This window comes from Photobacterium sp. Ph5 (assembly GCF_022129445.1).
Lineage (GTDB): Bacteria > Pseudomonadota > Gammaproteobacteria > Enterobacterales > Vibrionaceae > Photobacterium.
Genome location: NZ_JADQAQ010000035.1, coordinates 22730 through 48948, shown reverse-complemented (window position 1 = coordinate 48948; position 26219 = coordinate 22730). Strand labels below are relative to the sequence as shown.

At 42.7% G+C, this 26219-nt stretch carries 26 protein-coding genes; 18 read left to right on the top strand and 8 right to left on the bottom strand.

Features of this window, described 5'->3' with window-relative positions; translation table 11 throughout:
* Window positions 1-95 precede the first annotated feature (95 nt).
* The gene (locus I3259_RS13945) at window positions 96-2696 is read right to left on the bottom strand and encodes a PBP1A family penicillin-binding protein (protein ID WP_238030164.1); all 2601 of its coding nucleotides are present in this window, start codon (window positions 2694-2696) and stop codon (window positions 96-98) included.
* Window positions 2697-2844: 148 nt separating this feature from the next.
* On the opposite strand from I3259_RS13945, the gene pilM reads away from it, so the two are divergent.
* From pilM to dam, 9 genes are all read left to right on the top strand, one after another.
* Window positions 2845-3828 carry a type IV pilus assembly protein PilM gene (pilM, locus tag I3259_RS13940; protein ID WP_238030163.1) on the top strand — a complete coding sequence of 328 codons (984 nt, stop codon included), beginning with the start codon at window positions 2845-2847 and terminating at the stop codon, window positions 3826-3828.
* Window positions 3825-4430, top strand: a complete 606-nt coding sequence (locus I3259_RS13935) for a PilN domain-containing protein (RefSeq protein WP_238030162.1) — start codon at window positions 3825-3827, stop codon at window positions 4428-4430. The genes pilM and I3259_RS13935 overlap by 4 nt, the downstream gene beginning before the upstream one ends.
* 1 nt (window position 4431) lies before the next feature.
* The gene (gene pilO, locus I3259_RS13930; RefSeq protein WP_238030161.1) at window positions 4432-5046 is read left to right on the top strand and encodes a type 4a pilus biogenesis protein PilO; all 615 of its coding nucleotides are present in this window, start codon (window positions 4432-4434) and stop codon (window positions 5044-5046) included.
* A gap of 3 nt (window positions 5047-5049) precedes the next feature.
* Complete coding sequence (locus I3259_RS13925) at window positions 5050-5565, top strand: pilus assembly protein PilP (RefSeq protein ID WP_238030160.1); 516 nt, start codon at window positions 5050-5052, stop codon at window positions 5563-5565.
* 13 nt (window positions 5566-5578) lie between these two features.
* A complete protein-coding gene (locus I3259_RS13920) occupies window positions 5579-7306 on the top strand; it encodes a type IV pilus secretin PilQ family protein (RefSeq protein ID WP_238030159.1) in 1728 nt (575 codons plus the stop codon).
* 386 nt (window positions 7307-7692) lie between these two features.
* The gene (aroK, locus tag I3259_RS13915; RefSeq protein ID WP_105061105.1) at window positions 7693-8211 is read left to right on the top strand and encodes a shikimate kinase AroK; all 519 of its coding nucleotides are present in this window, start codon (window positions 7693-7695) and stop codon (window positions 8209-8211) included.
* A 23-nt stretch (window positions 8212-8234) separates the two neighbouring features.
* The gene (aroB, locus tag I3259_RS13910) at window positions 8235-9314 is read left to right on the top strand and encodes a 3-dehydroquinate synthase (protein ID WP_238030158.1); all 1080 of its coding nucleotides are present in this window, start codon (window positions 8235-8237) and stop codon (window positions 9312-9314) included.
* A 13-nt stretch (window positions 9315-9327) separates the two neighbouring features.
* A complete protein-coding gene (locus I3259_RS13905; protein ID WP_238030157.1) occupies window positions 9328-10953 on the top strand; it encodes an AAA family ATPase in 1626 nt (541 codons plus the stop codon).
* 114 nt (window positions 10954-11067) lie between these two features.
* Window positions 11068-11925 (top strand): adenine-specific DNA-methyltransferase, encoded by an 858-nt coding sequence (gene dam, locus I3259_RS13900; RefSeq protein ID WP_238030156.1) that lies wholly within the window; start codon window positions 11068-11070, stop codon window positions 11923-11925.
* On the opposite strand, the gene I3259_RS13895 is transcribed toward dam, so the two are convergent.
* Window positions 11926-12087 carry a DUF2970 domain-containing protein gene (locus tag I3259_RS13895; protein ID WP_238030155.1) on the bottom strand — a complete coding sequence of 54 codons (162 nt, stop codon included), beginning with the start codon at window positions 12085-12087 and terminating at the stop codon, window positions 11926-11928.
* Between the two features lie 223 nt (window positions 12088-12310).
* On the opposite strand from I3259_RS13895, the gene rpe reads away from it, so the two are divergent.
* The 8 genes from rpe to I3259_RS13855 all read left to right on the top strand — a co-directional run bounded on the left by rpe (window position 12311) and on the right by I3259_RS13855 (window position 20480).
* Window positions 12311-12985: a ribulose-phosphate 3-epimerase gene (gene rpe, locus I3259_RS13890; protein ID WP_238030154.1), complete on the top strand. Its 675-nt coding sequence runs from the start codon at window positions 12311-12313 to the stop codon at window positions 12983-12985.
* Window positions 12979-13671 (top strand): phosphoglycolate phosphatase, encoded by a 693-nt coding sequence (locus I3259_RS13885; RefSeq protein ID WP_238030153.1) that lies wholly within the window; start codon window positions 12979-12981, stop codon window positions 13669-13671. The genes rpe and I3259_RS13885 overlap by 7 nt, the downstream gene beginning before the upstream one ends.
* Before the next feature lie 91 nt (window positions 13672-13762).
* On the top strand, window positions 13763-14785 hold the full coding sequence (trpS, locus tag I3259_RS13880) for a tryptophan--tRNA ligase (protein WP_107247110.1): 1023 nt from the start codon (window positions 13763-13765) through the stop codon (window positions 14783-14785).
* 114 nt (window positions 14786-14899) lie between these two features.
* Entirely contained in the window at window positions 14900-15475 is a 576-nt protein-coding gene (locus I3259_RS13875; RefSeq protein ID WP_238030152.1) for an aminodeoxychorismate/anthranilate synthase component II, read from the top strand.
* Between the two features lie 327 nt (window positions 15476-15802).
* Entirely contained in the window at window positions 15803-17023 is a 1221-nt protein-coding gene (locus I3259_RS13870; protein ID WP_238030151.1) for an aspartate aminotransferase family protein, read from the top strand.
* 121 nt (window positions 17024-17144) lie between these two features.
* Window positions 17145-18161, top strand: coding sequence for an arginine N-succinyltransferase (gene astA, locus I3259_RS13865; RefSeq protein WP_005371808.1), 1017 nt, complete (start codon window positions 17145-17147; stop codon window positions 18159-18161).
* Window positions 18162-18189: 28 nt separating this feature from the next.
* A complete protein-coding gene (astD, locus tag I3259_RS13860; RefSeq protein ID WP_238030150.1) occupies window positions 18190-19647 on the top strand; it encodes a succinylglutamate-semialdehyde dehydrogenase in 1458 nt (485 codons plus the stop codon).
* A 44-nt stretch (window positions 19648-19691) separates the two neighbouring features.
* The gene (locus I3259_RS13855) at window positions 19692-20480 is read left to right on the top strand and encodes a DUF1338 domain-containing protein (protein ID WP_238030149.1); all 789 of its coding nucleotides are present in this window, start codon (window positions 19692-19694) and stop codon (window positions 20478-20480) included.
* A gap of 56 nt (window positions 20481-20536) precedes the next feature.
* On the opposite strand, the gene I3259_RS13850 is transcribed toward I3259_RS13855, so the two are convergent.
* Both I3259_RS13850 and crp read right to left on the bottom strand, forming a co-directional pair.
* On the bottom strand, window positions 20537-20719 hold the full coding sequence (locus I3259_RS13850; RefSeq protein WP_238030148.1) for a hypothetical protein: 183 nt from the start codon (window positions 20717-20719) through the stop codon (window positions 20537-20539).
* Between the two features lie 189 nt (window positions 20720-20908).
* Window positions 20909-21541 carry a cAMP-activated global transcriptional regulator CRP gene (crp, locus tag I3259_RS13845; RefSeq protein WP_005371802.1) on the bottom strand — a complete coding sequence of 211 codons (633 nt, stop codon included), beginning with the start codon at window positions 21539-21541 and terminating at the stop codon, window positions 20909-20911.
* Window positions 21542-21932: 391 nt separating this feature from the next.
* Between crp and I3259_RS13840 the strand changes: the two genes are divergently transcribed.
* On the top strand, window positions 21933-22337 hold the full coding sequence (locus tag I3259_RS13840) for an OsmC family protein (protein ID WP_238030147.1): 405 nt from the start codon (window positions 21933-21935) through the stop codon (window positions 22335-22337).
* A 77-nt stretch (window positions 22338-22414) separates the two neighbouring features.
* Here the strand turns inward: I3259_RS13840 and I3259_RS13835 are convergent, their stop codons facing one another.
* The 4 genes from I3259_RS13835 to I3259_RS13820 all read right to left on the bottom strand — a co-directional run bounded on the left by I3259_RS13835 (window position 22415) and on the right by I3259_RS13820 (window position 26129).
* On the bottom strand, window positions 22415-23284 hold the full coding sequence (locus tag I3259_RS13835) for a phosphoribulokinase (protein WP_238030146.1): 870 nt from the start codon (window positions 23282-23284) through the stop codon (window positions 22415-22417).
* 181 nt (window positions 23285-23465) lie between these two features.
* Window positions 23466-23681, bottom strand: a complete 216-nt coding sequence (locus tag I3259_RS13830; RefSeq protein WP_005371799.1) for a YheU family protein — start codon at window positions 23679-23681, stop codon at window positions 23466-23468.
* A gap of 60 nt (window positions 23682-23741) precedes the next feature.
* Window positions 23742-24713 (bottom strand): hydrolase, encoded by a 972-nt coding sequence (locus tag I3259_RS13825; RefSeq protein WP_238030145.1) that lies wholly within the window; start codon window positions 24711-24713, stop codon window positions 23742-23744.
* A gap of 12 nt (window positions 24714-24725) precedes the next feature.
* Entirely contained in the window at window positions 24726-26129 is a 1404-nt protein-coding gene (locus I3259_RS13820) for a PLP-dependent aminotransferase family protein (RefSeq protein ID WP_238030144.1), read from the bottom strand.
* Between the last annotated feature and the right edge of the window lie 90 nt (window positions 26130-26219).

Sequence of the window (26219 nt, the reverse complement as noted above, 5' to 3'; positions counted from 1 at the left end):
GCTATGCGACTAGGCCTTCAAGAAAACGTGAATTATCTTAATTCACATGCATTACTCAATGAGCGCTCTTTTTATGTACAAGACATGAAAAGTGATTAGAACAACTCTTCAGCTGTTTCTGTATCAAATTTTTGCTCTGATACCGCTTGCTGTACAGAACGTGTTGGCTCGGTACCTTTGATAAAATACTCATACATTGAGCTTGAATCATTGCGGTTGGACAACTGACCAGTTGCTCGGTCTATACGCACTTTGACAATATCGCTTGGAATTTGCTTTTCTTGTTCAGGGGTGTTTTTTAGCGCCTGACGCATAAAGTTAATCCATGCCGGTTGCGCTGCATTACCACCGAATTCACCACCGATTGTTTGGTTCTTACCAAGATTGTTGTTCCAACTTGTACGACCTAATTCACGGCGATGATCATCAAAACCAACCCACGTTGTCGCAACAATGTTTGGACCAAAACCGGTATACCAAGCATCTTTCGCATTGTTGGTTGTACCTGTTTTACCGCCAATGTCGTGGCGTTTCAGTACTTTTGCTCGCCAACCTGTACCGTAGCTCTTACCTGGCTCTCCCCAGATATTACTGTTGAGCATTTCACGTACGAGGAATGCGTTCTGCTCGCTAATTACTTCAGGAGCGTAGCGAACTGGCGGCATTGAAATCACTTTTTCAAGATCTTCTGGCGTTGTTTTTTCTGTTTCTATCGGCGCTGTGTTATCTGAAGGTTGATCTAATTTATGATTTTCAACAGCGGTTGCCATTGCCACTTGCATTTTCGCTTGTGGATTTTTTGCTTGGCAAGCATCGTTACAAACAATGGCAGGATCGGCGTAGTAAATTAACTGGTTATCATTGTTATCAACCTTGTTAATTAAGAACGGTTCAACCGCATAACCACCATTAGCAAACACCGAATAACCTTGTACAAGCTCTAGTGGTGTTAAGCTACCAGCACCAAGCGCAATAGGCTCTGCACGAGGTAAATCTGCACGTTTAAAACCAAAACGAGTAAGGTAATCAATGGTGAAATCTAATCCAGCAATACGTAGTGCACGAATAGCCATTACGTTAATAGAGCGAGCTAGACCGATACGAGCACGGGTAGGACCGCCATATTTACCATCAGAGTTTTTAGGACGCCATGCTGTACCTTGCCATTTATCCCATTTAGTAATGGGTGCATCATTAATGAGAGTGGCAAGGGTTAAGCCTTTTTCTATTGCCGCAGAATAGATGAATGGCTTAATGCCAGAGCCTACCTGACGAATAGATTGGGTTGCACGGTTAAACTTACTTTGGGTGTAGTTGAAGCCACCCACCATCGCTAACACGGCACCATTACTCGGTGACATGGCAACAAATGCAGTATTTACAGCCGGTGTTTGGCTTAGTACCCATTCATTGGTTGATACTGCTGCATTATCAACTTTATCACTAACAACGTCTTGTTTGTGTTGAACCCAAATTTGTTGACCTGCAGTGAGAATATCACTTGCTTTACGTGGTGCTGCGCCTTGACGAGAGTCTGAGATGAACTTACGTGCCCAGCTCATACCATTCCAGTTAATTACTGCAATATCACCATTTTTAGTTACGATATTGGCTGATTTTTCAGCTACTTTTGTAACTACTGCTGGGATTAATTGACCGTAAATTGGCTGATTTTTTAGCTTGTTAACAATTTGATTCGCATTTAATGGGGTTTGTCCTGGCTTCCAAATAACTGCGACTGGACCACGGTAGCCATGGCGTCGGTCGTAGCTTAATAGGTTGTTCACTGCCGCTTGTTGTGCATCTAATTGAAGCTGGCTGTTGACGGTGGTGTAGACCTTCATCCCTTTTTCGTAAGCGGCTTCACCGTAGCGGTTTACCATCCATGCGCGTGCGCGTTCGGCAACGTAAGGTGCATAGAGTTGAATTTCAGCTCCATGGTAGTGAGAAACAATTGGTTCTGCCCGTGCAGCATCCATTTGTGCTTTAGTGATGTAACCTTCTTCAAGCATACGACCTAACACAACATTACGACGTGTTGTCGCGCGGTCAATGGAATAGATAGGGTTCATCGTTGATGGCGCTTTGGGTAAACCTGCGATGACGGCTATTTCTGATAAGGTCAGTTGATCAACGCTTTTACCAAAATATACTTGTGCCGCAGCACCTACACCATAGGCACGATAGCCGAGGTAAATTTTGTTTAAATACAGGTCAAGAATTTGATCTTTAGTCAGTAGCTTTTCAATATGGATGGCAATGAAAGCTTCTTTAATTTTTCGCATGATTTTCTTCTCATTGGATAAGAAGAAGTTTCGTGCGAGCTGTTGGGTAATCGTACTCGCTCCTTGACGAGCGGAGCCTGATGTCAATACGACAAAAGCTGCACGGGCAATACCGATTGGATCAACCCCTGGGTGCTCATAAAAACGACTATCTTCCGTCGCAATAAAAGCTTCTCGCATAAGGAGAGGAATTTCATCCAATGTAAGAGGTATGCGTCGTTTTTCACCAAACTGTGAGATCAGTTTGCCATCAGCGCTATACACCTGCATCGGTGTTTGCAGCTCGACATTTTTTAATTTTGCTACATCTGGAAGGTCAGGCTTTACATACAGATAAAAGCCAAAAATAGTACCAACTCCAAGAATTATGCAAATTAATGCAAGTATTAGTAATCGCTTTATGAACTTCACTTGAGATTTCCCGTTACGCCATCGTGCTAATTGTCATTATCCATTATCTTTCAATTACTAGTATAAAGATAACAAAAAGAAAATTAATGCCGTTGATGGTGTTTATTCGAAATAGTTTGTTTTTTCGCCACATGGGAGCATAACACGGATGTTTCGGAACCCATTAAGTGTTGGGGTAGATATTGGCAGCCATAGCATAAAAGCTGTGGCGCTACAGCAGAAAAAAGACCAGTTTGAATTGGCTGCATACGCTGAGGTTGAATTAACCAAATCGGTAATCAATGATCAGCATAGTGTAAATGCGACAGCGTTGTTGTCAGCAATACGTCAATTAAAGAAACAACTGCCGTGGCAAGCCAAGAACGTTACTTTAGCCTTACCAGATAGTGCTGTTATCAGCAAAGTTGTTCAACTCGATACCAGCCTCAATGAAGATGAGGCTGAGTTTGCGATCGTCCAAGCATTAGGAGCTGCGTCACCGTTTCCCGTTGAAGAGTTATGGTTTGATTATTACCCAATGGTGAGTGAACGTTTCTCAGAAGCAGCCACTACTGCGCCATATCAAGTCTTTGCCTCTCGTAAAGAAACTATAGATAGCCGCGTTACTGTATTAAAGAAAGTTGGTTTTAAACCAACAGTCGTTGAATTACAGACTAATGCATTGTTATGGCTAACCGAATATTTAGCCGAGATTGGCAGCCAGTATACCCAGTGGGGATTGGTTGATGTTGGTAAATGCCACACTGAATTTTGTATGAAGCCGGAAGGCAGTAATGCTTATCATCGTGAAATTCGCTTTGGTACTAGTCAATTTGAAGCATCACCATTTCAACAAGAAACTGATGAAGAGAATACTGTTGAGCGTTTTACCGAGCAATTTGCTGAGCAATTAAAGCGACAAATTCAACTTTATAACTCAACACATCCTCGCTGTAGCATTAAAGGGTTATGGCTTGCTGGTGGTTGTCAGTCCTTGATTTCTGATGCGCTATTAAAGCAGTTAGTGGGATTAGAGGTTGTTTGGATCAAACCGTTTGAACATTTCAGCCAGCCGAAGAAAGTAACATTACCGAGTGATATGTCGAGTCAATATGCTGTCGCTACCGGATTAGCGTTACGGGGGATGGCATGATAGATAAATTAAACCTTCTGCCGTGGCGTGAAGAACGTCGTAAGCAACATAAACAACGTTTTATGGGGTTAATGGCATCTGCGGTATTCATCGCTTTTTTAGGTAATTACGGGGTAGTTAAATATTTAGATTTGCAGCAGCAGCAACAACAAGCCCGTAATGATCAATTTCAACAAGAAATTGATTTACTCGAAAAACGATTGGCCTTTCTACCTAAGCTAGAAGAGCAGCGTAAAGCGATTCAGCTGAGACTAAACGTGATTGCTGATATTCAACAGTCGCGAAATCGCGCAACGCAGTTACTCAATCAATTGCCGAATGTTGTACCAGGCGGTGTATACCTCGAATCATTAAATTTGAACTCACAACGAGTAGGGATAAAAGGGGTGGGTGATTCTAACGGTCACTTAGCCGCATTATTGGGCGGTGCAGAGCAATCTAAATGGTTCATTAATGTTGATATGCATTCCTTGGTTACCACTAAAGGTAGTCAGTCTGAGCAACTGTCTCAGTTCAATGCTTCTTTTGATTTAACCGTGCCTTCTTTTGCGCAACCAAAAGTAAATAAAGTCGCAAAAAAAGACATTAATAAGGGGAAGTGACATGGCTGATTGGCAAGAACTTGAATTAGATGAAATCACAGAATGGCCTCTACTGCCTCAATGTATTGTCGCGACTGTTTTGGCTGTGGCATTAAGCGCGTTTGGTTATTGGTATTGGGTTAGCCCAAAGAATGATCAACTTGAGCAAATGAAACAAAAAGAGCAGGCACTCAAATCACAACTGGTGAGTCGAGCTTCGCAAGTAGCGGCATTGCCGCGGGTTAAGGAGCAAGTTGCAGAATTAAACCGTCGTTACAATGAAATGATTGAACAGTTACCAGAAGAACAAGAGCTGGCGAGTTTGTTAGCGGGGATTAATGATATTGGTGTCAATAATGGATTGGTGTTCCAGTCGATTAAATGGGCTCCACGGGTTGAGCATGAGCTGTATTACGAGCTTCCGATCAATATGCAGTTAACGGGGAATTACGAACAAATTGGTAAATTTGCAGAAGCGGTAGCGAGCCTGCCTCGTATTGTTAACTTAAATAATGCGGAATTAAGTCGCGTTAAGCCGTTAGGTGAGCCTGATGAAACTTTGTCTTTGAAGGTTTCTGCAACGACCTATCGTTTTAAAACGCCAAGCCAAGAAAATATCAATAGTGATGAGGGCTAAGCTATGAAAAATGTAGTGTGGTTATTACCTATTGTTATTGGGTTAGTTGGGTGCCAGGCCAATGATGATTCTGTTGCAGAGTTTATCGCAACGACCCATAGCGAAGCCAAAGCACGAGTTAAGCCTTTACCTGAGTCTTTTGTCTTTGAAGCTGAAAGGTTTGTAATGACGAGCAAACGAGTACCGTTTGTAAAGCCAATTCCAGAGCAGTTACTGGCCAAGAAAGAGACGGGCGAGTGTTGGCAACCACAACTTGACCGCCAATTAAGTAAGCTTGAAAACTTTGCGTTAGAAAAACTCTCAATGAAAGGGGCGATTGGAAACAATAAGCAGCTTTGGGGATTAGTTTTTACGCCTGAAGGCGACTTAATGAAAATTAAGCCAGGACAATATATTGGCCTTAATCGCGGCAAGGTACTTACGGTTAGCGACAAACTAATTGAAATCGAAGAAACATTACCAGATGGCAAAGGATGTTGGCTTAAACGACCGACTAAACTGGCGCTAGTTCAGCAGTAATCAAGGATAAGTTATGAAAGGGAATGTGTGGATGTTAAGCCGCCAGTATCTAGCAACACTTTGGCTGTTATGCTGTGGAGTATTAGCTTTTCCGAGTGTTGCTGCTGTACCTGCAGCTGGAATGATTGATAATCAGATTCAAGCGATTGATTTTCGTCGCGACGGAAAAGGACGAGGGGTATTGACCGTTCGTTTAGATAAGCCGCAGTCGTTAGTCGATTTACGTCGTAATGGTAACAAGCTACAGTTAGATATTTTTGATACCGTACTCAAAGATGACATGATTTATACGCTTGATGTTGTTGATTTTGCAACGGTTGTTAATAGCGTTGAAACCATGCGTGTGTCAAAAGGTGCACGCCTAATGTTCAATATGAAAGGCAGCTATGATTATGATTACAACCTACGTGGTAAGCGTCTAGAAGTGATCATTGAAAAGCGTGCAGTGAAGAAGGCCGCATCAGGCAGCAAATCAAATGCCAAAATTAATTATAAAGGCAAGCCGATTTCAATTAACTTCCAAGATATCCCTGTGCGTAACGTTCTGCAGTTAATTGCTGACTACAACGATTTTAACTTGGTTGTCTCTGATTCTGTTAGCGGCAATGTCACGTTGCGTTTAGATGATGTGCCATGGCCTCAAGTGCTAGATATTATTCTGCAATCAAAAGACTTAGATAAGCGTGTGCGTGGTTCTGTGTTATTGGTTGCCCCTAAAGCGGAACTCACCGCAAGCGAACATCAGGTAATGGAAGCTAAGCGTAAGCAACAAGAGTTGTTGAGTCTGCGTTCTGATCTGATTCAAGTAAATTATGCGAAAGCAACGGACATTGCTGAACTTTTAAGTGGCAGTACCGATGGTGTAGGGATGCTCTCTGAGCGTGGTTCATTACATGTTGATGAACGTACTAATGCGCTGATCATTAAAGATACCCCTGATAACATTCGTAGTATCAAAGATATTGTGTCATCTCTTGATATTCCGGTTAAACAGGTACAAATCGAAGCGCGTATCGTTACCATTAATGAAGGCGATATTGATGAGTTAGGTGTGCGTTGGGGGGTATCAAAAGTGAATGGCGATACCACTGTTGGCGGTTCAATTGAAGGTAATTTAGCAAGCTCAGGCTTATTAGGTGAAGATGCAACTGTTGATGACTTTCTTAATGTTAATTTAGGCGCGGGTGCAGGGGCGGCTTCAATAGCGTTCCAAGTGGCAAAGTTGGGTAATATTTTACTCGATTTAGAGTTGTCGGCATTGCAAACTGAAAATAAGGCCGAGATCATCTCTAGCCCTCGATTGATGACGACCAACAAGAAAACAGCATACATTGAGCAAGGTACCGAAATTCCTTATTTAGAAGCGTCATCGAGTGGTGCAACGTCGGTATCGTTTAAAAAAGCGGTTCTAAGTTTAATGGTTACACCACAAATCACACCGGATGATAAACTTGTGTTAGATCTAGAAGTGACTCAAGATAACAAAGGTGAAGATGTCCCTACAGGTACGGGTACTGCGATTTCTATTGACACTCAACGTATTGGTACTCAAGTTCTGGTAAATAACGGTGAAACAGTGGTTTTAGGTGGCATTTACCAACACAGTATGACTAACGTGACGCGTAAAGTACCATTATTAGGTGATATTCCAGTATTAGGAGCATTATTCCGTCATAAAATGGAACAAATGGGTAAGCGTGAATTACTTATCTTTGTGACGCCTAAAATTGTTATTCAGTAGTCTTTACTGCTAATCAACAAACCATAAAAATTTAGCTACACTGTTATAGCAACGGATGGATCCTTATTAAAATAGTTCCATCCGTTGTTTTTATTGGGCTATATAATTATTATTTTGCCGTATTCATGCTCAGCGATAGCGCATTTACAAGGTTATTACGATTGACCTTAGACCGTTGCTGAGCCATTATGGCGACCTCTTTGGGTAGGACAGGCATAATAAAATACGGATTAGGAGTGACTAGCGCTTGCAATATAGCCATCAGTCCTGAGATAATTTTCTGTCTTATCACGAATTATATGTGAGGAACTTGGCGCCTCGGGCTTATTAATTAATAGAGCCTGCGGGTGGTGTCGTTTTATTAACCGCGCGTAAAATTGCTAAAAATGGCTGAAAAACGAAATATTTTCTTGGTCGGCCCAATGGGTGCCGGCAAAAGCACTATTGGTAGACACCTTGCACAGCAGCTGCATATGGAATTCTTTGACTCAGATACAGTTATTGAAGAACGTACAGGTGCTGATATTAGTTGGGTCTTTGATGTGGAAGGTGAAGACGGTTTCCGTGTTCGCGAAGAAGCAGTTATTGACGATCTAACACAAGAGCAAGGCATTGTTCTGGCAACAGGTGGTGGTTCTGTTAAAACTAAAGAGAACCGTAATCGCCTTTCTGCACGTGGTATCGTAGTTTATCTAGAGACGACTATCGAGAAGCAACTTGCTCGAACTCAACGCGATAAAAAGCGTCCTCTACTTCAAACTGATACGCCTCGTGAAGTGCTGGAAGCACTTGCAGAAGAGCGCAATCCATTATATGAAGAAGTAGCTGACTACGTTGTTCGTACTGATGATCAAAGTGCGAAGGTAGTCGCTAACCAAATCATCAAGATGCTAGAAGAGCGTTAATTAACAAAAGAGAGAAGCTGACCATGGAACGGATCAATGTCAATTTAGATGACAGAAGCTACCCTATTTCAATTGGCGCCGAGTTGTTTTGCAACTCGGCGTTGTTTGCATCTGCAATTCCTACTGGAAAGCGGGTGGTAGTGGTCAGTAACGAAACTGTTGCCCCGCTGTATGCACAGCAGGTAATGGAAACCATCAGTTCATTAGAGTGCCAAGTGGCATTACTTTCTCTCCCTGATGGTGAACAATACAAAACGTTAGAAACTTTTAATCAAATCATGACTTTCTTACTCGATGGTAATTATGGTCGTGATGTTGTGATTGTAGCGCTTGGTGGCGGCGTCATTGGTGATGTCGTGGGCTTTGCTGCTGCAAGTTATCAGCGTGGCGTAGATTTTATTCAAGTACCTACCACATTACTTTCTCAAGTGGACTCATCTGTTGGTGGAAAAACCGCAGTGAATCACCCGTTGGGTAAGAATATGATAGGCGCTTTTTATCAGCCCAAAGCGGTAGTGATTGATAATCACTGCTTACAAACCTTACCTGAACGTGAGTTTGCAGCGGGAATGGCTGAAGTGATCAAATATGGCATTATTGCTGATCACGACTTTTTTGTCTGGCTAGAAGACAACATTGAACGCTTACAAGCACTAGATAACGATGCATTGTGTTATGCCATTGCGCGTTGTTGTCAAATTAAGGCGGATGTTGTTGCGGCTGATGAAAAAGAATCAGGTGTACGAGCTTTACTTAATCTCGGTCATACATTTGGTCATGCGATTGAAGCAGAGATGGGCTATGGTAATTGGCTGCACGGCGAAGCGGTGTCGGCAGGTACAGTACTAGCGGCTAAAACTGCAGCAATACAAGGCCTTATTAGTGATGACGATGTAGCGCGAATTATTCGACTGCATGAGCGAGCAAAGCTACCGGTGATCGCACCTGAAACAATGGGCTTTGATGATTTTATTAAGCACATGATGCGAGATAAAAAAGTATTATCAGGCCAGCTACGATTGGTTCTACCGACATCCATTGGCAGTGCTGAAGTCGTGTCTAACGTGACACATGAAGTATTGCGGGATGTGATTAATCACTAAGTAGTGGTTAATCATGCGTAGCACACTAGAGGCAAAAAACTTGGATCTGGATAGCCAGATCCAGTTGCTCTCTCGAGTACAATTTATTACTCGATTTAGCTCTCACCTTATTTTATTGAACGGTACGCAAGGCTCAGGAAAAACGTGGCTCGCGCATCAATATCTCGAAAACTATGCACAACATGCTGAACAAGCATTGCTGACGTGCACAGATGATCAAACACTACTGCAACAACGAACACTTCTACTGCAACAATTTCATTCCACGCCGATGTTTAACGAGCAAGATTCGTTAAGCCAAAGTGCTGAGCATTTACTGCCTGAAAAGATCAACTTCGTTATTATTATTGATAATGCACACTTTTTAGCGCCTGAATTACTTGCTGAATTATGGGCGCTGGTTCGTCAAACAGAAATGCATTCTGGCTGGCAAATTAATGTATTGCTCTTTGCTGAACCTGATGCCATCACTCAGCCATTCGGTGATATTGTTCGTACGATAGGACCGGCTTTACTTGAGTTAGAAATTAGTGAATTAAGCCCGAATGAAATTAGCCAGTTTAGCGAGATGTTACTCAATGATGAGCAACTCGGTAGTCAGCATCGACGAGACATTAAGTCACGATTAGCGAGAGTTGAACCTCGCCCTGGTGCATTACAACAATTACCACAACAGGACGTTACTGCTATGAGTAAAGGATCACGACGTTTACCCCCGACGCAACTGTTAATAGGGTTGATTGTTATAGTGTGCATCATCATTGCGGGATGGTTTGGATTTAAGGCATTACAAGATACAAAGACAACTGAAGTTACGTTTGGTGATACCTCTCTTGCATCTAAGGCTGGATCTATTGCGGCCGATCCCATCGAGAGTACAGATATCGTTATTGATGAAACGCCATTACCAACAGAGATCCATAGTGAAGGGTTGACGGTGGGGCGTGCTGAAAATGAAGCGCAACGGGTAGTGGTACCATCACCACTAATTGATGCGATGATTGATGAACAACGTGTTGGCGGTACTGGCGAAAGTGCAGCCAAAGAATTTACCAAAGAGGTGCTAGACGTACCTAGTCAAAATGAACCTGTTATATCTGATGCTGTAGCGACACAGACTCGCCAGCAAGCAGCTACAGATAATGCAGAAACGCCAGAAGATGAGACTAACTTAACAGCCCAAACCGCGTCAGCGACTGATATTACGTCACATGATTCAAGCGCTTTACCTGCTGTTAAGGTGATAGAGCCCAAAGTAAAGCCGTCTGCAACGGCAATGATTGTTAAGCCGGATAGTAAGCCACTGTTGCCGAAAAAAGAGGGGGTTGTTCTAACGCCGATTAAGCTTGCCAATACGGCCTCGATACTCGCGATAAATAAAAGGCACTATGCAATTCAATTGTCAGCCTCAATGAGTTGGAATGAAACCAAAACCTTTGTTGAAAAGAATAAGATCCAGTCTTCTGCTCGTATCTATAAAACACGTCGAGACGGCAAAATATGGTTTATTGTCATTTCTGGCGATTACTCAACAGCCACTCGGGCACGCTCGGCAATAAAAGCCTTACCGAAGCAATTAAAAGTGCTAACCCCATGGCCAAAACCGTATCGAAAAATTCAACAAGAAATAGAACGTTGAAAATAAAGCCATGAGGGTAGTTATTTACGTGAATTGGTATCGGTAGAGGGTAGAAATGAGGTACAATCCGCGACCTTTCGTGACAATATTGCTAGTGTTGGTGGGTTTAGCTTAATGAAAAAGCATCGTGCATTCCTAAAATGGGCTGGGGGTAAATACTCTCTCGTTGAGGATATTAAACGACATCTACCGCCTGCGCGTAAATTGGTTGAGCCTTTTGTTGGGGCGGGGTCGGTTTTTCTTAATACCGATTACGACCATTACTTATTGGCCGATATCAATCCTGATCTGATCAATCTTTATAACATCCTCAAGCATGAGCCTGAGCGCTATATTGAAGATGCACGTAAACTTTTCACGGCTGAATACAATAATAAAGAAGCGTATTTGAAAATTCGTGAAGAATTTAATGCGAGTGATGATCCGTATTTACGCTCATTGTATTTCTTATACATGAATCGCCATGGTTTTAACGGCTTATGTCGTTATAACAAAAAAGGTGGCTTCAATGTGCCGTTCGGCTCGTATAAAAAACCTTATTTCCCTGAAGCTGAAATGTATTATTTCTCGGAGAAAGCAAAACGAGCCACGTTTGTCTGTGAAGGTTATCTCCAAACATTTTCACGCGCGAGAAAAGGGTGTGTGGTGTACTGTGATCCGCCTTATGCGCCATTATCTAGCACGGCTAATTTTACTTCTTATTCAGGTAATGGTTTTAGTTTAGATGATCAGGCCACCCTTGCTGATGTTGCAGAAAAAGCAGCAACAGATAGAGATATTGCGGTGTTGATTTCTAACCATGATACTGCACTAACGCGTCGTTTATACACAGGTGCAGATCTTTCTGTGGTTAAAGTAAAACGTACCATTAGCCGCAATGGCAGTGGGCGCAATAAGGTCGATGAGCTTTTAGCTTTATTCTCTGTATCAAGCACAGAGCAGGCTCCCGCGTTTTCTTCTGAAGAAGAATAATTATATCGCCGTTGCCCATTGTGCAACGGCAATAATTGCCATAATCATGGCGACAATAACCACCATCCCCACAACAATAAATGGACATGGGCTTGATTGCTTAAAATCATGATGCCGATTATTATCCGATTGAACGCCAAATAACGCCGCTAACACACTCACAATAACTTGTAGTGGTGTGCTTTTCTTTGACTTAGCTATGTTTACCTCGCCTCTTTTTATTCCCCTTTTTACTGAGTGTAGTGGGTTGTCTCATCATTTTGATCAACTGAAGTAATAAATAAATCCATTGGGACAATATTTCGCGGTTCGGGTAGAATTATGGCAATTTATTGGGCTTGGTTTTCCAAGTATCAGGTTTTGTGTATCGAAGAGAGGCAAGTACATGAAGGACTTCTTGATTGCTCCATCTATCTTATCGGCTGATTTTGCACGTTTGGGTGAAGACGTTGACAAGGTGTTAGCAGCGGGTGCAGACGTTATTCACTTTGATGTAATGGATAATCATTACGTGCCTAATTTAACGTTCGGTGCGCCTATCTGTAAGGCTCTTCGTGACTATGGTATTACCGCACCGATTGATGTGCATTTAATGGTAAAACCGGTGGATCGCATTATTCCTGATTTTGCTAAAGCTGGCGCAACGATGATCACGTTTCATGTTGAAGCGTCAGATCATGTTGACCGTACTTTACAACTGATCAAAGAGCATGGTTGTAAAGCGGGTGTGGTTTTTAATCCGGCAACACCACTCCACCACCTAGATTACATTATGGATAAAGTCGATATGATTTTATTGATGTCAGTGAACCCAGGCTTTGGCGGTCAATCTTTTATTCCATCAACACTTGATAAACTACGTGAAGTTCGTAACCGTATTGATGCATCAGGCCGTGATATTCGTCTTGAAATTGATGGTGGTGTGAAAGTTGATAATATTCGAGAAATTGCAGCAGCGGGTGCCGATATGTTCGTTGCAGGCTCTGCGATTTTCAATGAACCTGATTATAAAGTCGCGATAGACAAAATGCGCGCAGAACTGGCTGAGGCTAAATGCTAATGGTATTTGAAAACATCAAGTTTATTGCATTTGATTTAGACGGCACCTTGCTAGATAGCGTGCCAGATTTAGCCGATGCTGCTGATAAAACTATGCGTCACCTCGGCCGAGAAGGCGTAACTGTAGAGCAAGTAACCACTTGGATCGGTAATGGTGCTGATATTTTAATTGGTCGCGCATTAAGCCGAAGTGTTGATGTCGATCCAACGATTGATCCAGAGCTGCAAAAAGAAGCTCGCCAATTATTTGATCACTATTACGAGCTTGGCGGTCATGTAAAAAGTGCATTGTATGCCGATGTAAAAGCAACACTCGCTGCGTTTCATCAAGCGGGTATGTCAATGGCGATTGTGACTAATAAACCCTCGCAATTTGTCCCGCATTTACTTGAAGAGCATGGCATCAGCGAGTATTTTGTTGATGTGATTGGTGGTGATACTTTCCCACTGAAAAAACCCGATCCTTATGCGCTGCATTGGTTGATGGAAAAACACAATATTGCCGCATCTGAGATGTTAATGGTGGGGGATTCTCGCAATGACATCTTGGCTGCCAAAGCTGCAACATGTCATTCGTTGGGTTTAACCTATGGCTATAACTACGGTCAGCCTATTGCAGAGAGTGAGCCTGATGTCGTGTGCGATCACTTCAAGCAATTAGCAAATGTGGTTAAACTAGGCGGCTAGTACATTCCAGTGTACACTGGCTAACAAAGTAAAAAGCGGGAGTATGCCTCTCGCTTTTCTATGAATAAGAAATTAACAGGATTGTCTGAACATGAGTAAACCCATTGTATTAAGTGGCGTACAGCCTTCTGGTGAATTAAGTATTGGTAACTACCTAGGTGCGCTGCGTCAGTGGGAACAGATGCAAGACGATTACGATTGCCAATACTGTGTGGTTGATTTGCATGCCATTACAGTACGTCAAGATCCTAAAGCGCTGCATGAAGCAACGTTAGATGCACTAGCGATTTGTTTAGCGGTCGGTGTTGATCCACAAAAGAGCACGTTATTTGTTCAGTCACATGTACCTGAGCATGCACAACTAGGCTGGTTATTGAACTGCTATACCCAAATGGGTGAGCTAAGTCGTATGACTCAGTTTAAAGACAAATCAGCGCGTCATGCGAATGATGTAAACGTGGGCTTATTCGGTTACCCAGTATTGATGGCGGCTGATATTTTATTATATGGCGCACATCAAGTACCTGTAGGTAGCGATCAGAAGCAGCACTTAGAGTTAGCTCGTGATATTGCTACGCGTTTTAATAATCTGTATGGCACAGAAGAAAGTCCAATTTTCCAAATTCCTGAGCCTTACATTCCATCGGTTGGTGCGCGTGTAATGAGCCTACAAGACGCGACTAAGAAAATGTCGAAGTCTGATGATAACCGTAAGAACGTGATCACCTTGTTAGAAGATCCAAAATCGATTCTTAAGAAGGTTAACAAAGCACAAACTGATGCAGAAACACCGCCACGCATTGCGTTTGATACCGAAAACAAAGCAGGGATCTCAAACCTAATGGGTCTATACTCAGGCGCAACAGGTAAGACGTATGCTGAAATTGAAGCACAATATGCAGGCGTTGAAATGTATGGCCCATTTAAGAAAGATGTGGGTGAAGCATTAGTTGCAATGCTTGAGCCTGTACAAGCTGAATACCATCGTATTCGTGCTGATCGTGCTTACCTTGACAGCGTCATGAAGCAAGGTGCTGAAAAAGCCTCTGCACGTGCGGCTGAAGTACTGAAAAAAGCATACCAAGCGGTAGGTTTTGTGGCGCGTCCATACTGATCAGTAATGAGTTAATAGATTAAGCAGGGCATTCGCTCTGCTTTTTTTATGGTTTGCGTTTCTAGTGATGTATTGCACAATAGGGCGCAGAATAGAAAAGGTCGCTGTAGGTATATGCTGTTAATTATTGATAACTATGATTCATTTACTTATAACCTGTATCAATACTTTTGTGAGTTAGGTGTTGAAGTTAAGGTTGTCCGTAATGATGAGATTGATCTCGCAGGTATTGAGGCGCTAGCACCCACCCATTTAGTCATCTCTCCTGGGCCTTGTACCCCAAATGAAGCGGGTATCTCACTACAAGCTATTGAATACTTTGCAGGTAAACTGCCTATTTTAGGCGTGTGCTTAGGCCATCAATCGTTAGCACAAGCTTTTGGTGGGGATGTGGTACGAGCAAGGCAAGTGATGCATGGTAAAACCTCTCCGATCAAGCACAATAATACCAGTGTGTTTGAAGGGTTAAATAATCCATTAACAGTGACCCGTTATCATTCCTTAGTCGTTAAACAAGATACGCTGCCAGATTGCTTTAGCATTACAGCATGGACTGAGCGTGAGGGGGAGTTTGATGAAATTATGGGGATCGCTCATAAAACGTTGCCATTAGAGGGAGTGCAATTTCATCCCGAGAGTATCCTAACGGAGCAAGGACACACCTTATTAGCCAACTTTCTTAAGCGCTAGATTTCGAATTAAATCGCGATTTTTATTATTTTCCTGTCTTAAAATCGCGATATCAACCACATCTCTTCTATTTTTATATTTCCAACTCTCATTTGTTGTAATTGCAAAGCTATTCACTAGCATATTTCTCTGTACTATTAATTTCCTGATAGGAAACACACCTTTTTGTCTTTGTTAGTTAATAAACTTGCCGAGATAACGCATAACTATGTCAGTTTTATTAAAAACAGCATCGTTGCCAAAGAGCAAAAAAATATTCTGCTATTGGCAAAGGTTAATAAAATGTAAATACTATGATTATAGCGTTATACACAGAAGGATAATGTGATGACTACAGAGCAAAGAGTAGAACGTAATTTATTTGATGAGGTAATGGTACCTTGTTATTCACCTATGGCTGAGATCCCAGTACGTGGCAATGGTGCGCGAGTATGGGATCAACATGATCGTGAATATGTCGATTTTGCCGGTGGAATTGCGGTGAGTTGTCTGGGTCATTGCCATCCAATTATGGTTAACGCATTAAAAGATCAAGCCGATAAATTATGGCATTTAAGTAATGTGTTAACTAATGAACCTGCATTGCGTTTAGCGAAAAAACTCACTGAGTTATGTTTTGCTGACAAAGTCTTTTTTGCTAACTCTGGTGCTGAAGCTAACGAAGCGGCACTGAAATTGGCTCGCCGTTATGCGGTCGATAAGTTTAGTGCTGAAAAAGATCAAATTATTGCCTTTCATCAAGGTTTTCACGGTCGTACTTTTTTCACCGTTACGGTTGGTGGGCAAGAAGCTTACTCAGATGGTTTTGGCCCTAAACCTCAAGCCGTAACGCATATACCTTACAATGACTTATCAGCTTTAGCTGAGATTATGTCTGAGCGAACTTGTGCGGTCATGATGGAGCCATTACAAGGTGAAGGTGGTTTGGTTAGCCCGAGCGTTGAGTTTGTTCAGGGCGTGCGTGAATTATGTGATAAGCACCAAGCCTTATTGATATTTGATGAAGTCCAAACCGGTAATGGTCGTACTGGCGATTTTTATGCTTATCAAGGTTTAGGTGTCACACCTGATATTTTAACCACGGCTAAGTCGCTGGGTGGTGGTTTCCCTATTGGCGCAATGCTTACCACAACAGCATTAGCAGAGCATTTAAAAGTCGGGACTCATGGTTCAACGTATGGTGGTAATCCGTTAGCGTGCGCTGTCGCAGAGGCGGTAATTAATGAAGTGAGTAAACCAGATGTGTTAGCTGGCGTGAAAGAGCGTGAACAATGGTTCCGTGAAGGGCTTACAGTGATTAATGCTAAATACCCAATTTTTGCTGAGATCCGCGGCAAAGGTTTACTGTTGGGAGCGTCTCTCACAGAAGAGTGGCAAGGTCGGGCACGTGACATTCTTGTTCAAGCCGGTAAAGAAGGCTTGATGATGTTAGTTGCAGGTACGAATGTTGTGCGCTTTACGCCATCGCTAGTGATTGAAAAAGCCGATGTGGATGAGGGCATGGCTCGTCTAGAACGCGCTATCGCAACACTCTATAACGCTGAGTAATTCTACTTTGCTTTGTATTGCTGCTGGCAGTTGAGGAACGACTGCCAGTAATCTTATGAGAGCTTATTGTTATCCATCTAGTTAGTGGCAATGGTCACTACCTGCATCAGGAGGGAAGTCGATGCTGGTTATTCGTCCTATCATCGCTGATGATTATTCTGCACTCATGCAGTGCGCTGAAGAATCAGGTCATGGTTTTACTTCATTACCTGTTAACGAAGAAATGCTTCGTAACCGCATTGCTCATTCAGAGCGCAGCTTTGCCAAACATGTCGTTCGCCCAGAGGATGAAGGCTACCTGATGGTCGCTGAAGATACAGATACCGGCGAGATAGCAGGCACCACAGCCATTGAAGCGGCGATTGGCTTAGAAGCCCCTTTTTATAACTATCATCTAAGTACTGTGGTTCATGCCTCGCGTCGATTAGGGGTACACAATACCGTACAGTTACTGACATTAGGTAATCACTACACCGGAGATACCGAGCTTTGCACGTTATTTTTACGTACACCATGGCGTGAAGGTTTAAATGGTCGTCTATTGTCTAAAGCGCGCTTTTTAATGATGGCAGAGCATCGTCATCGTTTCGCTGATGTGGTATTTGCCGAAATGCGCGGTGTTTCCGATGAAGAAGGGAACTCACCTTTTTGGCAATGGTTAAAAGATAACTTTTTCTCGATTGATTTTATTCATGCTGACTATCTAACAGGGATCGGAGCAAAAGGCTTTATTGCGGACTTAATGCCTAAACTTCCGATATACGTCAATTTACTGAGCAAAGAAGCCCAAGCGGTCATCGGTCAAGTTCATGACAATACGCGTCCTGCATTACGTCTATTAGAAAATGAAGGTTTTTCATGCCGTGGCTATGTCGATATTTTTGATGCAGGTCCTACGGTTGAATGTGATGTACGTAATGTGGAAACTGTCCGTCATTCAAAGCGTTATACCGTTGAAATTAACGATCATCACAGTGAACAGCAATGCTTAGTGGCGAATACATCATTTACTGACTTTCGTGCTGTTGCAAGCCCACTGGAAGTCAATGATAAAGCGCAAACCGTGGTTATGACGCAAGAGGTCGCTGATACTCTCATGGTTAATACCGGTGAGCCTGTGCGCTTTATTGAGCTGTAAACTACGAATACAAAGAGGGGAGAGAAGTATGAGTCAATGGATTGCGGGTCAATGGGGCGATGGTTTAGGTGATGAGATGGCATCGCTCAACCCCTTTACTGATGAAGTGATTTGGCAAGGCCGAGCCGCGACAGATAAGCAAGTCTCGCAAGCTGTGAATGCTGCGCGTAAAGCGTTACTTCAATGGCGTCATACTTCCCTTGTTGAGCGCCAAACCATCGTGGAACAATTTGCCGAGTTGGTGAAAACCAATAGTGAAAATATTGCCATTACGATAGCTGAAGAAACGGGTAAACCGTTATGGGAAACGCGAACAGAAGCAGGAGCAATGGTGGGGAAAGTGGCGATTTCGTTACGTGCTTACCATGAACGGACAGGCCAACGCGAGAAAGATATCGCAGGTACTACAGCGGTTGTTCGTCATAGACCGTTAGGAGTGATGGCGGTATTTGGGCCCTATAATTTCCCCGGTCATTTACCTAATGGTCATATCGTACCTGCACTGCTTGCGGGTAATACGGTGGTATTCAAACCTTCTGAGTTAACGCCTAAAACGGCTGAAATTGTAATGAAACTCTGGCAACAAGCAGGATTACCTGATGGAGTTATTAATCTTGTGCAGGGGGCTCGCTCTACTGGAGAGGCACTCGCTGCTTCAAAAGATATTGATGGTTTATTATTTACGGGCAGTGCCAATACTGGGCATATTCTGCATCGCCAATTTGCAGGTCAACCGGGTAAGATGCTGGCATTAGAAATGGGGGGGAATAACCCCATGGTGATCTCCAATGCTTATGGCGATCTCAATGCTACCGTTTATACCATTTTACAATCTGCTTTTATCAGTGCAGGACAACGTTGTACTTGTGCTCGCCGACTATACTTACCCTTGGGTAGCGAAGGGGATGTGTTGTTAGCAGCTTTAGTAGAAGCAACCAAAGCGATTGTGGTCGATGGACCATTTGCCGAGCCTGCGCCGTTTATGGGGCCTCAAATCTCCCGCCAAGCCGCAGACAATATTGTGCAAACCCAGCAACAATTAGTATCGCTTGGTGGCAAAGTATTGGTAGAGGCAAAGCGCGGACAAGGTGCGGTGGTTACACCTGGGATCATTGATGTTACGAATATCGAAAATTTACCCGATGAAGAATACTTTGGCCCATTATTGCAGGTAGTGCGTTATCAAGATCTCGCTCAAGCGGTTCGATTGGCGAATAACACCCGTTATGGCTTATCAGCAGGGCTTGTATCAACCGATGATAGTGAATGGCAATACTTTATCGATCATATTCGGGCGGGGATTGTAAATCGTAATCGCCAGTTAACGGGGGCTAGTGGGGATGCGCCGTTTGGTGGCCCCGGAGCGTCTGGTAACTTACGTCCAAGTGCTTACTACGCAGCTGATTATTGTGCTTACCCAATGGCATCAATGGAAGGTGAGGCGACATGCTTACCTGAGCAGTTATCTCCGGGCATTTCACTCTGAGACTAATAAGTTCACTGTATTATTTACAGTAAGGATTGTGCAGCATGGAACAATTATTTACCGCGTTATGGCAAGATTATACCCAGCGATTATGCCCTTCAGCGCTGAATATTCGGCAATTACTTACCGAAGACGCACCACTGACGAATGATCATATTGCGTTGCGTACCTTTGCTTTACCAAAATGTGGTTTAGCAAGGTTAGCAGCCCCTTTTATTGCGGTAGGTTATAAACCCAAAGGTCGATATCATTTCAAAGCGAAAAAGTTATATGCAGAGCATTTTGAACATCCCGATCCTGCTGCGCCTAAAGTCTTTATTAGTGAACTGCAATTAGGGTTATGTTCAACAGAATTACAAACAGAGGTACGTCAACTTGTCGATCAAGTTGATGATGCCTATTTTGCTGATCCTGCTTTTCTCTCTCAAGGTAAACCATGGCAATTAAGCAGTGATAGTTACCAGTTTTTAAGCGCAGAAAGTGAATATGCTGGGTGGGTGGCTGCACATGGTTTTGGTGCCAATCATTTTACTGTCGATATTAATCAGCTTGAGCAATTTAATGAAATTTCTGAAGTGAACCATTTTCTCGAATCGAGTGGTTTTGATATTAATCAGGCGGGTGGTGCAGTAAAAGGCGATCCGATTGTGATGCTAGAGCAATCAGCGACGATGGCTGATAAAGTCATGGTCACGTTTTCTGATGGTGAGATGTTGGTCTCTGGCGGATTTTATGAGTTTGCTAAACGTTATTTACAGCCTGATGGTGAGATTTATACTGGGTTTGTTGAAGCTTCGGCAGATAAGATCTTTGAGAGTACCTATAACTCTTAAATGGTGTAAGCGATGCAATAAAAAAGCAGCCAAATTGGCTGCTTTTTTTGAATCTGTTAATTATCGAGGGGCGATCCCCAAATACCACTATCTTCAACAGGACAACGACGTAGTCCTGTTTGTTGCTCAAGATAACAACGGTGATCGCTAAAACCTGTCATTTCAATCGTGGTTGGCTGAGGATTTATTACACCAGGGACGGTGGTATAGCTATTCGGAGCAAAGCGTTCAATATCCATATAAAAACCAATAAAAGATGAAGTCCATTCATTGCTTGAATGTAGCATTTAATTTGAGCAATACAAATTAATTAATTGCATTAATGACACACTTTTTAAAAGGTAATTATTGGTAGAGTTATGAATAGGGTAGAGACAAAAAAGCCGCAACTCAGTGCGGCTTTTTTTGTACGATGACAGCATTAAAAATTAACGCGTACCGTAAACAACAATCGTCTTACCATGAGCAGAGATTAGGTTCTGCTCTTCAAGCATCTTCAGAATACGACCTACCGTCTCACGAGAACAGCCAACGATTTGACCGATTTCTTGACGTGTGATCTTAATCTGCATGCCATCAGGGTGCGTCATTGCATCTGGCTGTTTAGCTAGATTTAGCAATGTCTGTGCGATACGACCTGTAACATCTAAGAATGCCAAGTCACCTACTTTCTGGCTTGTCACTTGTAGACGACTTGCCATTTGAGCAGATAGACGCATCAGAATATCAGGGTTTACCTGAATAAGCTGACGGAATTTTTTAAATGAAATTTCTGCTACTTCACAAGGACTCTTCGCGCGAACCCAAGCAGTACGCTCTTGATCTTCTTCGAATAAGCCAAGCTCACCAATAAAGTCACCTTGGTTTAGGTAAGAAAGGATCATTTCCTTACCTTCTTCATCCTTGATTAGTACAGCAACAGAACCCTTCACAATGTAGTACAACGTTTCTGCTTTTTCACCTGCGTGGATCAGCGTACTTTTCGATGGGTACTTGTGAATATGACAATGGGAAAGAAACCACTCTAAAGTTGGATCTGTTTGCGGTTTACCTGGAACCATATTACTAACTTCCTCTGCATTTGTTGCCCAACAGCATTGGTCTCTTTTCTAAGATTTATCATGAGAAAAAAAACTGCCTACTGACAGGGTATCCATTCAGCCGCTGGGCTGCAAGCTAACTTGAATAAGTTAGAGTGTATCCTTTTTCTACGCCTTTTTCTTGATATTGATCTAGTAGATTCGTTCATTTCATATGGATAACTGTGCACAGGATCACAACGTGATGAGATAGTTAGGATCTCCCCTAAAAATTAAGGTTGTAGTTACACATTTAGTGCGGATAAACAGACGGCTATTTGTATGACTCTAAATGGATTAAATAAGATTTACATTAATGATGTTATCAATAAAACTAGAGATAACTATTGGGCGTTTGAATAAGGATTAAACGATGCAGTCCCGAGTAAAATGGGTAGAAGATATGACTTTTTTAGGTCAATCGAGCTCAGGTCATAGTGTAGTGATGGATGGCAATGGGGGCGATAAAGCGCCTAGCCCGATGGAATTAGTGTTAATGGCGGCGGGGGGATGTAGCTCTGTTGATGTAGTTAGTGGTTTACAATCACAAGCGCAAAATATTGTCGGTTGTGAAGTTCAAATATCGGCAGAGCGTCGAGAGCAAGCTCCCCGTTTATTTACTGAAGCCAATTTGCATTTTATCGTTTCGGGTTTTGACTTAGATGAAAAGTTAGTTGCGAGTACCATTGCTGATTCTTTAGATAAATATTGCTCTGTATGTTTGATGATAGGTGAAAAGGTTCATTTAACTCATTCTTATGAAATGATCACTGCATAATGACTTATTAAGATAAAAAGAAGGTTGGTAAGAATGCCAACCTTCTTTGTTATGTAGTGGGGCGTACCGTGACGATATTAGCTAATTTTACCTGTATTAATCAGTTGTTCGATCAGTGGACGCATGATTAATTCCATCGCAAAACTCATTTTTCCACCAGGGACAACAAGTGTGTTATGGCGAGACATGAATGAGCCTTGGATCATAGACAACAAATACGGAAAATCGACGTTTTTCAAGCCGCGAAAACGGATCACGACAAAGCTTTCATCCAAGCTTGGGATCCCTTTAGCACTCACTGGGTTTGAGGTGTCAACGGTAGGTACACGTTGAAAGTTGATATGCGTACGTGAAAACTGTGGCGTTAAATAATTTAAATAATCGTCCATGGATCGAACGATAGACTCCATCACCGCTTCGCGAGAATGTCCTCGATCTCGGGTGTCTCGAACAATTTTTTGGATCCACTCCAAGTTAACAATGGGTACCATGCCAATTAGAAGATCAACATGTTGTGCGACATGGATTTCGCCATCAACAACCCCACCATGTAAACCTTCATAAAAGAGTAAATCGGTGTTTTCTGCTAATTGTTGCCACGGGGTAAAGGTTCCGGGCATTTGGTTGTAGGGCACAGCTTCGTCAAACGTGTGTAGATAACGGCGAAAGCGACCTGTGCCATCTTCACCATATTGTTTGAAAAATTGCTCTAATTGGGCAAAGTCATTGGCTTCTGAGCCAAAATAGCTGATATGTCGACCTTGTTCTTTAGCTTTGCGGATCTCTGTGTCCATTTCAGGACGGGTATAGCGATGGAAGCTATCGCCTTCTAGCCACGCCGCGTTAATGTTCATCATATTGAACATCTTTCGGAATGCTTCAGAAGTCGTAGTGGTTCCTGCTCCTGATGAACCAGTAACTGCAATAATAGGATGTTTTGCAGACATGACTAACCTTGTCGTTGTTGATTATCGAAAGATAAATGAGGAAGTTGGTAATAACAACATTACCTGATCGGACAATAATGCTACTACAAGTTAACAAGGATGTCGGGATTGAAAAGTGAAACTGCTAGCGGAGGCAAGTTTTGAGTCGTAACTCTCGGATCACGACTCACATTAATAAAGGTTATTGCAATTGGTTGCGTAATTTTATGTCGACAGATTCATGTAATTCAGAAAATACAATCACAGCATCACCGGATTTCAGTTGCTGCATCACATAATTCACTTTGTTTTCTAAGCTCATTTCAACTTCACCGTAATCAGTGCCTTCACGTAGCACAAATTGTTCAATCAGGTTAGTCAGTGTTTCTGGGGCGATATCTTGCCAAGGAATGATCATTTTATGTCTCGTCGACTGCGTTACTGATACGCGCAGTATATGATAAAAATATCACTAGCCCTATTGAGGAGTGGTGAGTTTGGTTTTAAACCATGTTGGAACGCTGTGTTCGAGCCAAAACGTCGGTTTAAAAATAGAACCACTAACGAACCCAACATGACCGCCTTTTTCATATAAGTTGTAGTCGATATTACTCGGCAATGGTTGTGAAGGGATCACCGATTCGGTCATGAACGGATCGTCTTTGGCATGGATAATTCGCAGTGGTGTGCTGATCAAGTTGAGCTGTTGAAGGCCACTACAACGTTGATAATAATCGTCAGCATCAATAAAACCATGGAGAGGGGCGGTAATGTGCTGATCAAATTGCCATACCGTATTTATTGCATCTAATTGCTGGTGGGTGATGGGCATTTTGTCTTGATGAAGTATTATTCGTTTTGCCATTGTGCGTTTCATCGAACTGAGTAGATATTGCTGATAGATCTTAGAGAAACCTTGTTGAATACGTGCCGAACATGAGGCTAAATTTAATGGGGGAGACACCGCTTGAGCGGCAACAAGATCACTGTCATCACCATATTTTGCAAGGTAGTTAATCAGCATATTACCACCTAGAGATACCCCAACTGCAATAAACGGCCGTTGGGGAAATTGCTCACGTAACCATGTAATGAAAAAGCGTGCATCATTGACTTCACCTGAGTGATAGCCTCTTGGTTGACGATTTAGCTCATCACTGCAGCCTCTAAAATGCATCATTACCCCAAGCCAACCTTGTTGTTTTGCGGCATACAATAGTCCATTGGCATACGGACTATGGAAGCTACCTTCTAAACCATGAAATAGGATCATTAATGGTTTTCTATCGTCTGTAGGAGATTCTGTCCAAGCGAGATCAAGAAAGTCATCATCAGGCGTGGTCAGTCGCTGCGTCACTGGCGTAAATAGTGGCTGGCGACGAACAAATCGCGGTAATAAGGTTTGAATATGTGGATTTTGTAATCCTGATGCTGGCGTAAATTGAGACATGAATATCCTCTGTTACAGCGAAAAATGGGATAAAGGGGGGTGGCGTAATAACTCGGCAATGGTTTTTAAGCCAAAGATCAATTGCTGTTGATTTAGTGGTGAGCTAATGGCGAGTCGTACTGCTGGTTGAATATGATTACCTCTGGGAGTAAATAATTCTGCTGATTTAACTATGACCCCACGAGCTGTTGTTGCCGCCATAAAATCACTTAAGCGCCAGTCTTCTGGTAATTGCAGCCAAACATGAAAACTATAAGTCTGGGTTGTAATGGCAAACTCACCAAGGTATTGCTGTACCAATAATTGCCGTTGTTGTATTTCAGTACGAACGGTCGTTAACACCCGATCGGCATCACCATGAACTATTAATTCACAAGCGATAGCAGAGAGCAGTGGGCTGATCATTAAGCTGTGGTTATACAATGCCGCGCTTAGGTGTTGCTGCCACTGTTTCGGTACTTGGATGTAACCTAAGCGAAGTCCTGGTGCGAGGCATTTTGATAACCCTCCGATGTGGATTACATGTTCAGGTGCAAGGTTTATTAAAGGTGGTGGCGGTGAGGGCGGCAGTAATCCGTTGACGTCATCTTCCGCAATTAACACATTATGTTCACGACATACGTTAATCACTTCTTCACGACGAGAGAGCGGCATTGTTACCGAGGTTGGGTTTTGCTGGGTTGGTGTTAAATATATTAACCGTGGTTGGTAGAGCTCACAGGCCGATGAGAGACTTGCAGGGATCACTCCATTTTCATCCATCTCAACACTTTTTAGGGTAATACCATGTTGACGAGCAAGGGTTAGAAAGCCGGGGTAGCAAAATTGTTCAACTAACACGGTATCACCAGCTCGACAGAAAATATTCAGTAATAATTCCGCAGCATGTTGCGCGCCAGAGGTGAAGTACATCTGCTCTGATGAAACATCAATGCCTTTTTGATTTAACCATTGGCAAACGATATGGCGATGATTATCGATCCCTTGCGGTGGCTGATATAGCATCATGTTATTTAATTGTGAGGGATTGGCACTAATTTTTGCCATGGCTTGGCTTATCATCTCACTGCGATCAAATCGCGGAGGAATGTTATAGCCGAAATTACACTCTTCAGCCTGTAACTCTTCTAATTGATAGATCCAGTTATGGTTTTTATTGTTATCACAGACATACGTCCCAGCCCCAATACGCGCTTCGACAAGATGACGTCGTTCTACTTCTGCATAAGCACGTGTCACTGTACCGACGGTAACCTGTAATTGATCGGCAAGTGCGCGGTGTGTGGGGAGTTTCTCCCCAATTGCGATGTCACCTTGCTCGATAGCTCGTGCAATTCCATCTGCAATTTGACGATAAAGTGGTTCTTTAGCTTTAGCGATAAGTTGGATATTTAATAACTTTTTCTCGATTGTCATGGTGACAATAAATCCTTTGATCTTAATAACTTCCCTTGTTAGGTTAAATTGTGCGCACAAAACAACCGTATTGCCAGAGATTTTTTATGT